At 58.9% G+C, this 11,286-nt stretch carries 8 protein-coding genes, 1 tRNA gene and 1 pseudogene; 3 read left to right on the forward strand and 7 right to left on the reverse strand.

The features are described 5' to 3' along the window. Positions 1–57 precede the first annotated feature (57 nt). On the forward strand, positions 58–825 hold the full coding sequence (locus O9Z70_RS05360) for a transferrin-binding protein-like solute binding protein (protein ID WP_286021449.1): 768 nt from the start codon (positions 58–60) through the stop codon (positions 823–825). Between the two features lie 91 nt (positions 826–916). Next, positions 917–2,185 (forward strand): surface lipoprotein assembly modifier, encoded by a 1,269-nt coding sequence (locus O9Z70_RS05365; protein ID WP_286021450.1) that lies wholly within the window; start codon positions 917–919, stop codon positions 2,183–2,185. Here O9Z70_RS05365 and O9Z70_RS05370 read toward each other — a convergent pair. From O9Z70_RS05370 to O9Z70_RS05390, 5 genes and pseudogenes are all read right to left on the reverse strand, one after another. Beyond that, positions 2,182–3,561, reverse strand: a complete 1,380-nt coding sequence (locus O9Z70_RS05370; protein WP_286021451.1) for an MFS transporter — start codon at positions 3,559–3,561, stop codon at positions 2,182–2,184. The genes O9Z70_RS05365 and O9Z70_RS05370 overlap by 4 nt on opposite strands. After that, entirely contained in the window at positions 3,558–5,060 is a 1,503-nt protein-coding gene (locus O9Z70_RS05375; protein ID WP_286021452.1) for an alpha/beta fold hydrolase, read from the reverse strand. The genes O9Z70_RS05370 and O9Z70_RS05375 overlap by 4 nt, the downstream gene beginning before the upstream one ends. A gap of 712 nt (positions 5,061–5,772) precedes the next feature. Continuing rightward, a complete protein-coding gene (locus O9Z70_RS05380; protein WP_353057815.1) occupies positions 5,773–6,099 on the reverse strand; it encodes a transposase in 327 nt (108 codons plus the stop codon). 50 nt (positions 6,100–6,149) lie between these two features. Next, positions 6,150–6,395: pseudogene (locus O9Z70_RS05385) on the reverse strand (transposase); the annotation flags it as partial. Between the two features lie 576 nt (positions 6,396–6,971). Continuing rightward, positions 6,972–7,061: transfer RNA gene (locus O9Z70_RS05390), tRNA-Ser, on the reverse strand. A gap of 234 nt (positions 7,062–7,295) precedes the next feature. Between O9Z70_RS05390 and O9Z70_RS05395 the strand changes: the two genes are divergently transcribed. After that, positions 7,296–9,731: a bifunctional diguanylate cyclase/phosphodiesterase gene (locus tag O9Z70_RS05395; RefSeq protein ID WP_286021454.1), complete on the forward strand. Its 2,436-nt coding sequence runs from the start codon at positions 7,296–7,298 to the stop codon at positions 9,729–9,731. A gap of 43 nt (positions 9,732–9,774) precedes the next feature. Here the strand turns inward: O9Z70_RS05395 and O9Z70_RS05400 are convergent, their stop codons facing one another. Continuing rightward, on the reverse strand, positions 9,775–10,245 hold the full coding sequence (locus O9Z70_RS05400) for an SRPBCC family protein (protein ID WP_286021455.1): 471 nt from the start codon (positions 10,243–10,245) through the stop codon (positions 9,775–9,777). A 101-nt stretch (positions 10,246–10,346) separates the two neighbouring features. Further along, positions 10,347–11,243: an N-acetylmuramic acid 6-phosphate etherase gene (locus O9Z70_RS05405; protein ID WP_286021456.1), complete on the reverse strand. Its 897-nt coding sequence runs from the start codon at positions 11,241–11,243 to the stop codon at positions 10,347–10,349. Between the last annotated feature and the right edge of the window lie 43 nt (positions 11,244–11,286).

Below are 11,286 nucleotides of genomic sequence, written 5' to 3' on the forward strand. Positions count from 1 at the left end.
CAGTACTATGGGGATAAGGGGCGCATTGTGAAATCAATACAGACTGTTCTAGCTGGGATGGCCAGCCTGGTTCTGCTCGCGGCTTGCTCAAGCACGGGTGGCACGAACGGCGGGGGAGGCGGCGGCGCGCAGGGGCCGACTACCATTGGGGAGATCAAGAACTTTCAGCCTACCAAATATGAGCAGGGCGTGGATTTGGCCGATCTGCAAGCCGGCGGTATCGATGGCTTTGGTGCTTCGAAAGGCACACTTGTCGGCACCTCGGTCAAAAAGACGGATGACGACATTACCATTACTGCTGGCGGGGAGACGCTTACGCTTAATTACGCCGGTCAGGTGCCCGGTCAGAGCTATCAAATCGACGGATATACAAATACGGCAACAGGCAATGAGGCCTTTTTCCTGAATGGCAGCTACGTTGGCATTGCCGCACTTACCAGCGCCACTACCGACGAGATCATTTCTCTGTCCGTAACTGGACAGGAAACCGTCAACCTGCCGAGTCAGGTCGCAAATTATGGTGGCGTCTGGATGAGTTCGGCCGATCCAGCAGATGTTGGCTATATCGATGTCACTGCCGACTTTGAAAACACCAGCCTGGATTTCACACTCGGAGCGGCGAGCGGGATCGGTGGAAAGGGCAAAGCGACAATCGACGGCAGCCAATTCGCTGGAAATATCGACCTATTCGGCGGTGCAGGAACGGGCAGCGGCACGCTCACGGGAGCATTTTACGGGCCGAACGCCAATGAGATCGGCGGGGTCAGCAACGGAACTTATGCCGGGCAGGCCTATACCGGCGCCTTTTACGGCGAGCGCTACTAGTACGCGACCCAACAAGCACCCAGAGCCGTTCAGCACGTCCACGAAACGTTGAACGGCTCTAGCCCTTCATGCTTTTCTGGTTGGCCATCCCATGCGCCGTCTCATTGCTTTTATGGCAATTTTTCTTATGTCTCCCGGGGTCTGGGCTCAGACTCCGGGATTTTCTGAAATACAGATTGCTGTAGAATCTGGCCATTGGGACCGGGCCCATCGCCTTGCCGGTGCAGCCGACAAGGCGGCTGCACGTGGAGATTTTTATAAAGCCTATGTTCTTGCCCAATCCATAAGCCTTGATGGACGATGCCTGGAGGCGCTGCCGATCTATCGTGCCATTCTTGAGGCTAGCCCGCTGTTCTTGCCGGCTTTGGACCAGGCATTTCTGTGCGAAATGACCACCGGAGACAGTCAATCCGCCCTGCAACGCCTGGACACATTACTCGCCATTCTGCCGGAGGGCCCACAACGCCAGAATGTTTTACGCATCAAAGAAGGATTGGCGCCATCTGTGGCAATAGGCGGGTATTTTGATATTGCCCCGTCGACCAATGCCAATCGGCAAACCCATGCCGAAAGGCTCGGCCCCTTGACCATTGCGCCAGAAAGCCGGGGGCAAGCTGGCCTTCTGGTGTCCTCAGGCCTGACGGCAACGGTTCCGATCGCCCGTAATCTCGGTTTTTCCCTTGTAGCGGTGGGGCGCGCAGAATGGAGCTACGATACGGTCCGCCAACTGTTCGCACCCGCCTTGACTGTGGAATTGCCGGCCACCTTTGGGTCCGTTGGACAGCCGATTTTCTCCGTCGCTCCCTATGTCACGCTCGATTTCGAGGAGACGACCTTGGCGCGGCTGCGCGCGGGTGTACGTGGATCGGTTGGAAGCAGCCTGTCCTCGACTGTCTCCCTTCACGCCAGTGGCGCTATCTATGCCGACCGTTACGAGTTCCTGCCCCATCGAGATGGCGTGGGCACGATAGGCACAATGGGCCTGTCATGGTCGGCAGCGCCCTCGACCCTGGTTCATAGTGCGGCGACCCTAAAACATAACGGCACATATGATCAGAATTACGCCACGACGGAGTTGTCGGCGCGGATTGGCCTAGAACATATATTTGACGCGGGCCTGATCCTTGGCCTGACCGGGGAGAGTGGCATCCGGTGGCACAATCGGCCTCCCCCTTTATCAGTGGGAAGCAATCAAACGGATTTTTTCAGCTCAGGTCGGATAGAAGCCAGCCATCGGGAGCTGACCATCGGTCCGTTCATGCCAACACTTTACTATAAGTACAGTACGCAGAGCTCGGACAATCTGTTCTTTGCTCATGATAGTTCCGATTTTGGCGTGCGCTTGCGAACCAAATTCTAAGCCTCACTTGGCACCCGCTTGACTTTGCTTAAAGCTAGTGTGGCAATCAGGCAAAAAACGGCAAGCATGAGGGGAACACAGATTGTTGCAAGGAAAATACCGTCGATCGTGGCTTGGTTTTGCTCAAGCTTGCCAGATATATGGCCGGTCACAGATAGAAGCGCGCCATTGAGAAGAACGGCGCATCCGCCGGCCAATTTGTTAGAAAAGGTGAATATTGACGTAGACAGGCCATCGCGTGTGGTACCGGTTGTGATCCGATATTGGTCAGCTGCGTCAGGCACCATCGACCAGGGGAAGATGCTTAAGGCACTGATAGCGAAACCAGCCAACACGGCCACTACGAACAGCATTACACTCAGGCCCGACCCTGGCGTGATGGTGGCGGTAAACGCCAAAAAGACCATGAAGACAAGAAGGCCGCCGATAAGGCTTCTAGGTTTTCCAAGCCTGCGCCCGATCGCAACCCAAAATGGAAGCGCGAGAATGGATGTTAAAAACACCGTTCCCAGAATGAGCGCCTGATAGTCTTTTTGTACGCCGATATAAGACTCCAGATAAAATGGTAGAATAGACTGGATTGAGACCATGCTGAGTACGGACAGGAAGAAAGCGGCAACCATCAGCAAGAAGCCGGGAACGAATGGAGCCCGCCTTAGATCACTCCATAACCCCTTGAAAGGTTCGGAGACCCGGCGGGCATTTTGTTCGGGTACCAGCAGTAGGAAGGGGATGTAAACGAGGACGGCGATGGCTGCCAATCCTGCAGCAGCAAACCACCAGGAGCGCGGCTCCGTCAGCGCCAGGGACGAGGCTCCATCGATTAACGTAATCAGGGCCGGCACCCCCGCGATGGCGAAGATCAGTGAGAGAAATATCAAGGCAGTATCGGTACCGATCTGCGCTGTTCGCCCGTTATGATCAGTTTCGTATTTGGGCAGCATGGCCAGCCGCGGAATCGAAACAAAAGTATAGCCCAGAGCAAACACGGCGAAAGTTACCGCAGCCAACGCCGCTCTAGACAATGCCCCCTCAACCATGAGCGGCGCTATCCAGAGCAGAACAAAAGTTATTGCAGCCAGCGGCAGGGCGAGCACGATGATCTTCTTTCGACCGTACCCGCCTTTGTTAGTATCAACCCACCTACCCACGAGCGGGTCAAGAATTGCATCTACAACCCGCCCGAATATGAACGCTAATCCTGCGATTAGGGGGTGTATAGAAACAATGCTGACCAGGTAATAAAAATACCATGAATTGACTGTCGCAAACAGGATGGTGACCGAGACTTCAGGAGCAGCAAAGGCAAGCCGTTTTCTCAAGGGTGGGATCAGGGCGTGAGGGCCGGTTCGCTGATCGGATGATGTCTGGCTCATGCGACGAGCCGATCAGCAATCCGTGACAGCACGCTTCGCAGGTGATCGTAATAAAGCAATTGTCCTGCACCTTCTATTTTATGCAACTGCGCCATTGGAAGCTTCGAAACCAGCGCCTCGATCAAAGGCAGCGGATGAATTTCGTCGTTATCTCCGTGCAGAAAGTGCATTTCAACGTTAAGCCCCGAGGCTTTTTCCCAGTCGAGAGCACGTTGAAAACCGAAGTCGTGTCGCGCAGAAGAAACTGAATTTATCAGTGCTTCGCGGAAGCGTTGTCCTGCAAAGCGCTTCGAGAGTTCCTCTTCAACAATGGCGCTATCCGCCTCGCTAACTCGAAACTGACGACGTATGAAATGCGGGAATCGTTCTTTGGTGAGTGCTTTCCGTCGAAAATACTCCATGGCTGCGCCCATAATTGTCTGATTTCGGCTGGCAAGCGCTAAGAGGCCTCTGGCCAGACGCCTGGCACCATGCTTGGGCCGCCCCTCAAGCAAACACGCCCCAGCAAAGAAAAGAGCCTCAATATGCTCGGGGTTTGCCTCAGTATAGGCCAGCGCCACTTTAGAACTAGCAGCATAGGAGAGAAGCGCAGTTCTGCCCTGGCAAAAGACCTGATGGACCAGCTCAATGCCACGACAGGCGTGCTCGATTTGTTGCGCTTCAGATAAGATCGGATCATCCGGTGCGTTGAGCCCGTTTCGTAGAGGCCAGAGCAGGCGCAGGCCCAATTCGTTGAGCAGTGCAATGTCCTGAGGCCTTATATCTGGTGGAACGATTGCATGGAGCACAATGACAGGCGTGCCCGTTTTGGGGCCCATATCAAGAATGCGGTGGCTTTGATTATTGTTATCGACGAGCACCAGTGAGCGCACCTCCTGTGGGAGGTAGTTGATGACATAGCGATAGAAAGCGTCATTGGCCGGTGCATTCCTCGTCCCGAGCGCTGCGCCCAGAACTCCCGCCAGCCGCATGCTGACGATCCTCCCGATATCGCCCGTTGTTTCAAGCTCCAACTGGTGCCTGAGTTCACGAGACTGGGTTTTTAGGGTGTCGTTCGATTTCCTATCCAGTTTGGCGATTTCTCCTAGGGAGAAACCAGCAATGCAACACGTCACGACGCGTTGCAACGCAGGCGTGATCTTCGCTCCGGGGAAACAGCTTTTTAAGCACCCCGCAATCACGTTTGGCGACAAAATGACTATGTGCCCGCTGGAGCGACCCGAACGGTCATCAATGAAAGCGAACAAGGTCGATCCGCGAAGAATGAAGTCGTTTTGGTTCCCGCGCCCTCTTTCCAGAAGCATGTTCTGGATATCAGACCTCAATGAGGAGGAGGTGCTGGCTAATTTCCATTTGACATATTGCAGGACCGGGACCCGCCAGCCGTCGATCTCACAAGAAGTTTCGATATTGGCCCCGTCTTTTTCCAGCCAATGATCGAACGCATCGCGTTCGTGTTGGTATAGATGATGTAGGGCATCATTGACTGCATCGGTCATTTTCAGATGTTCGGAAGCCTGTTTTTGGAGGCCGATGCTCTCCCCCACTCCCTGCCTCGGTGCCGTCGCGGTCATAACGGGCAACAAGGCGTGATGGCATGGTTTATTCCAAAATAGACCAATTGGCAGAACATATCGCCAAGCCCCCCGTTAAATGACGAGTTAAAGCCAAAGCAACCACAACAGAATATACATTCTGGCTGCAGACGCAGCAGGAGCCAAGCACTTTTGCGATGTTGCGATGATTATGGGCCTCATATCGACCTTGCTTGATATCCAAATTGCCTACCTTGTGGGCACAACCGGTCGTCCGCGCAGGACAACCGTGTCGCGCCGGTGAAGGCGCCTTGCGACGATGGATGTCTGTCGTCAGATCATTTGGCTCAGATTGGGTCGCCGATTGGCAGAGTGTTGCCTCGTCCTGGGTAGATGTTATGTGGCGAGCTTGCGGTGCTGCAAGCGTCAGGTAGGGGCGCGCGACAGCCTAGCTTAAGGTTTTAAGGCATACCCTCGACAACGGCCGACCGGCGACTGCAATGGGAGCTGACTTGGTAATCGCTCCATGATGACAATACCAACGGCTGTTATGATTGACCGATATGTGCCCACTTGCGCATGCCGATGGACTTGAAGATTTCGGGTTGTTCGACGAGGTTGTTGCAGGCTTTGGCAGGCGGCGTCGATGATGGCGCCGTAGTTACCGAAGACGCGATTAGGAGAGCCAGTTCTGCCTAAGGTACCGCCAGAAGTTCTCGACCGCGTTTAGTTCGGGAGAGCGAGAGGGCAGGAAGATCAGCGTCATGTTTTTCGGGAGGGTGAGCTTTTCGGTCGTATGCCAACCGGCGCGATCGAACAGCAAGACGGCGTGAGTACCGCGCTGGACGCGACTGCCGATCTCATCGATGTGAAGTTGCATGGCGAAGTTATCGGCATCAGGGCAGCGCCAGGCTGGCACCTTTACCCTTTGCCGGGCAGATGGCGCCGAACAGATAGACGTTCTGATAGCGCTGATCCGCCGGTTGCCGTGGCCGGGGTCCACGCCTTGCCCAGAGCCGGACAATCCCGTTTTTTTGGCCTATGCGCGCCTCGTCCTGGAACCAGATTTCGATCGGCTTGCCGTGGGCCGATATGAGCCTTAAGCGCCTCGATGGCGTTGGTGGTGTAGATGATGCGCCGCACGCTCTCGGGAAAGCCGAAGAAGGGGATGACATGTTCCCAGTTTCGCCGCCAACTCAGCGCGATCGTCTGGTAGCGCTGGCCCCAGTAGCCGGCCCCGAACTCTTCGAGCGCCTTTAGCCCGGCCTCGGCGTCCCTGGCGGAAAGCGCCTTCTTCAGGTCGTCGAGCAGTCCGTCCCTGGAAAACACCTCGCTGGGTTCGCGGCCCGCAAGCAGCCGGCCAAGTAGTTCTTTCTCAATTGCCATGTGATGATTCTCCTTTCCATCATCATGACCTCACGCACAAAATTCTTGACGGTCCCGTCCGATGGCGACCTCAGCCGCTCAAAGGCTTAAACGGTAACGCTGAAACAACCGCGCGCACCCTCCCGCGGAACGGGTTCGTCCATGGGGTCGATGGCAGAACAGCATCGGGACTGCAAATCGGTCAAAACGACACATTTCACAAGCACCCAAGCAAAGACCAGCGATAGTTCGACTCCAGCTCCATCAGCAACCGAACGCGACGGGGATCGAACATCGGAAATACGTCGCCAAGAGCCCTTATATTTCAATGGCCTACACGGCTATTCACTAAAATGGCTTAGTCTTCAGCTCTAGAGAATATCGGCCTGGAGAGTCTGCTTTCGAGCCTTTTGACGATGGAGCAGTGTTTAGCCCCATCGCTATAACCCTCGAAAACAATGAGAAAATCCGGCCGCAGCCGGATCGGGAGAACACTTTCGCAGAGACAAGTGGCGGAGAGGAAGGGATTCGAACCCTCGAGACAGTTGCCCATCTGCACCCTTAGCAGGGGTGTGCCTTCGACCACTCGGCCACCTCTCCGGCGCGGTCGGGTCTAGCGGCAGGGCTGCGGGATGGCAAGTGGTTTTTGTCTGTGGTGGCGGGGGCCGGGGGAAATGATCGTCGCGCCCGCTTTGTCCGCCATTCCGGCAATAACTTCCTAAGCATAAAAACCATGAATGTCGCAGGCGGGCCTTGGTTCGGCGCCAAGTAACAGCTCCGTAAGAGAATTTTCTTACAGCTGCCGCTTATCCGGCCGCTTTGTCAGGTGTTTGCGTGATTGAATTTTTTCTCCGGGGCCATGATCTGCCGCTGGTCCTGCTGGCGGCCGCCGTCTGCCTGATTGCGGCCTATGCCTGTATTGGCCTCATGCAACATGCCCGCCGGGCATCGGGCCGCATGCGCCATGTGTGGAATGCCGTGTCGGCGCTGTCGGTCGGCCTGGGCATCTGGGCCACCCATTTCATTGCCATCCTGGCCTTCCGTCCGGGCTTCGCGCTCTCCTACGATCTGGGCCTCACCGCGCTGTCGCTGCTGATCGCGATTCTGGTCTGCGGCACCGGCATCGGCCTTGCGGTGCACAGCCGTGGCCGCATCGACCGCATTCTGGGCGGAGCAACGGTCGGCGTCGGCATTTCCGCCATGCATTATACCGGCATTGCCGCCCTCATGCTGGAGGGGGACATCATCTGGCAATCGGGCGCCGCGACCCTTTCCGTTCTGGCCGGCATGGCGCTGGCCGCGCTGTCCTTTGCCGCCACGCTGCGCCAGGGCTGGCGCTGGAACCTGGCCGCGGCGGGCCTGCTCACCGCCGCCATTTGTGCCTTGCATTTCACCGCCATGGCCGCGGCCGATTTCAGCAATTGCCTGCCGGCCACCGAGGGGGCCGAATTGGATAGCGGCCTGATGTCGGTGATCGTGGCACTCATCTCCATCCTGGTGCTCGCCGCCGCCATCGGTAGCCTGGTGCTCGACGAGGCCGACAATCGCCGCACCGCCCGCGAAGCGGCCCGCCGCGCTGCCGATGCCCGGCGCGTGGCCGAGGCCAATGACCGGCTCAATCTGGCGCTGGCGCATATGGGGCAGGGGCTCGCCCTGTTCGATCGGGATGGCGCGCTGCAATTGCACAATCAGCGTCTGGCCGACCTTCTCGGTTTTTCCATGGATGCCAACCTGATCGGCACCAGCCTGGCGGAAATTCTTCGCCGCAGCCACCTCGCCTTCGGCCTTGCGGCCGATGAGGCCGGCTATCGGGCGGCCGAGCTGGCGGGCCAATATCGCCAATTGATCGATGAGGGCGGTGGCGAGATCGTACAGCCCATTTCCGACGACCGCGCCTTCCGGGTGCGGCATAGCCCGGCGGGCGACGGCGCCTGGATCACCACGGTGGAAGACATTTCCGAAAGCCGGCGCAATGCCGCCGCCATCACCCATCTCGCGCATCACGATTCGCTCACCGGCCTGCCCAACCGCATCCGCTTCGGCCAGGTGCTGGCCGCCGGTTTGCAGGCCCTCGGTTCGCCCGAGGAAAAACTGGCAATCGTTGCGCTGGATCTCGACCGGTTCAAGGACATCAATGACGGCCATGGCCATGCGGCCGGCGATCACGTGCTGCGAGTGCTGGCCGAGCGCTTCGCCGCCTTCCTCAAGGACGGCGAAGTATTGGCGCGCCTGGGGGGCGATGAATTTGCCGCCATCAAGCCCTTTACCAATATGACCGCTCTGCGCGATTTTCTCGGCCGCATCGAACAGGCGATCAACAGCCGGATCGCCTATGGCGAGGGCATGCTGGTCGTGGGGGGTAGTATCGGCGTCGCCATCGCGCCCGATGACGGCGTCGACGCCTCCAAGCTGCTCAACAATGCCGATCTGGCGCTCTACCGGGCCAAGGCCGAATTCGACCAGCGCATCTGCTATTACGAGCGCGAAATGGACGAGGCTTCCCGCCAGCGCCGCGCCATCGCCAAGGATCTGTGGGTTGCGGTGGAAACCAATGGTTTCCACCTGGCCTATCAGGTGCAGAAATCGGTCACGACCGGCGAGACGACCGGCTACGAGGTGCTGCTGCGCTGGAACCGGCCCGGCCATGGCCCGGTTCCGCCGGGCGAATTCATTCCGATTGCCGAGGAATGCGGCGCCATCAACGCCATCGGCGCCTGGGTGCTGGCCAATGCCTGCCGCGAGGCTGCCACCTGGCCCGAACCGCACAAGATCGCCGTCAATGTCTCCGGGCTGCAATTGGCGCAGCTGGAATTGGTGGACCTGGTCAAGATGGTGCTCGACCAGACCGGTCTGGCGCCATCCCGGCTGGAACTGGAAGTCACCGAAACCGCCATCATCTCGGACCGCAAGCGGGCGCTGCTCGTGCTCAACCAGATCAAGGCGCTGGGTGTTTCCGTCGCCATCGACGATTTCGGCACCGGCTATTCCTCGCTGGATATCCTGCGCAGTTTCCCCTTCGACAAGATCAAGCTCGATCGCTCGTTCATGACCGAGGTGGAACGCGACGAACAGGCCAAGGCCATCGTTCGAGCCATCCTCGCGCTGGGCAAGAGCCTCTCGGTTCCGGTCCTGGCCGAGGGCGTGGAAACCACGGAGCAATTGAATGTCCTGCGCGCCGAGGGCTGCACCGAGGCGCAGGGCTTCCTGCTCGGCCGGCCCGGAACCATCAATTGGCAGCAATTGGATGGCGACGGGCGGCGCTTCGCTTGAGCCGGCCGCCTGGCAGCGGTGAGCGGGGCGGGCCGGCTTTGTATTAAAGCCTTTTCGCCACTTCCTCCATCTGCGCGGCGCACAGCCCCCAGCCTTCATGGAAGCCCATCTTCTCATGGGCTTCGCGGTCTTGCGCATTCCAGTGCCGGGCAATGGCCGTATAGCGGGTCTTGCCGTTTTCTGGCTCGAAGGTCAGCACGCAGGTAAAGAATGGCTTTTCCGACGGCATCCAGTCGCCGGTGAAGGCATCGGTAAACACCAGTTTACGGTTTGGCACGAGTTCCAGATATTGCCCGGGGCTGGGATATTCGGTGCCGTTCTCGTCGGCCATCACCACATTGGACGCACCGCCCGGCCGCACATCCAGATCGGCGCGCGGCGTCGTCCAGGGTTTGGGCGCGAACCATTGCCGCAGCAGGGCGGGGTCGGTCCAGCAGCGATAAACGGCTTCCGGTGCGGCGTCGATCAGCCGGGTCAGAACCAGGTCGCGATTGGCGTCAATTGGCATATTCATGACATGTCCTTTGAGTGTGCATTGCTGTCACCCAAGCGACGAAGCTCGCGGCCGGATCTCGACAGGGCCGACATCTTTCTTTCCGCACGCTGGCCGCGGCGTTAATCCCGCCGCGCCGCCAGCGCCTGGCGCAGATTGCCACCATGCGCATCCAGCAAAGCCGTCGCCGCCCTCAGGTCAGCCAAACCTAGGGCGATCAGCACGGCCGGCTTCACCGCGCCCCCGCTGACATCGAGCGCCTCGGCGGCGGCCTCGTCGCTCACCTGCGCGACCGCCGCCACGATGCCGCGCGCCCGGCCGCGTAATTTCGTATTGTCCGCCACCAGGTTGACCATGAACCCGTCATGCACATGGCCCAGCCGGACCGCCATCAGCGTCGACAGCATATTGAGCGCAATTTTCTGCGCCGTACCCGCTCCCATCCGCGTCGAGCCGGCGATCACCTCCGGCGGCGTGGGCAGGCAAACCGGCACATCCACCAAGCCGAATAAAGCTGCATCGGCATTATTGGCGATGCCGATCGCCCGTGCGCCAGCGGCTTTGGCGGCCTTGACCGCCGCGATGGGGTAGGGGGTCTGGCCGCTGGCCGTCAGGGCGATGACGCAGTCATTGATGCCGGGCTCCAGCGCCAGGATCGCCGCATGGGCCGCGTCGCCATCGTCTTCCGGGCCGCCCTTCATGTCTGTGAGCGCTGCCGCGCCGCCGGCCAGCAGCACCACGATGCGCTCGCCCGCAATCCCGTAAGTGCCCGGCAATTCCAGCGCGTCGGCCAATGCCATCAGTCCCGAACTGCCCGCTGCCGCATAGATGAGGCGCCCGCCATCCCTTAGGCTTGCCGCCGCCAGTTCCGCCGCCTTGGCAATGGCCGGAATGGCCGCCGTCACCGCCCGGGCCGCCTCGGCCTGTCCCGCGGCCAGCAGCGTCAGAATGTCGGCGTCGGCGCGAAGGTCGAGCCCCGCCGCCTGCTCGTGATGCTTTTCAGTCTGTTTTTCTGCCATCTGCCGCTCCCCCTCTTTGATAATGCCAAAAAAATACCACTTG

Source organism: Devosia sp. YIM 151766, from assembly GCF_030285925.1.
Taxonomy (GTDB): Bacteria; Pseudomonadota; Alphaproteobacteria; order Rhizobiales; family Devosiaceae; genus Devosia.

Coding starts and splice junctions, on each gene's coding strand:
- O9Z70_RS05375 (WP_286021452.1), bottom strand. CDS start 5,060: ATGACCGATGCAGTCAATGATGCCCTACATCATCTATACCAACACGAA.
- O9Z70_RS05405 (WP_286021456.1), bottom strand. CDS start 11,243: ATGGCAGAAAAACAGACTGAAAAGCATCACGAGCAGGCGGCGGGGCTC.
- O9Z70_RS05360 (WP_286021449.1), top strand. CDS start 58: ATGGCCAGCCTGGTTCTGCTCGCGGCTTGCTCAAGCACGGGTGGCACG.
- O9Z70_RS05370 (WP_286021451.1), bottom strand. CDS start 3,561: ATGAGCCAGACATCATCCGATCAGCGAACCGGCCCTCACGCCCTGATC.
- O9Z70_RS05400 (WP_286021455.1), bottom strand. CDS start 10,245: ATGAATATGCCAATTGACGCCAATCGCGACCTGGTTCTGACCCGGCTG.
- O9Z70_RS05365 (WP_286021450.1), top strand. CDS start 917: ATGCGCCGTCTCATTGCTTTTATGGCAATTTTTCTTATGTCTCCCGGG.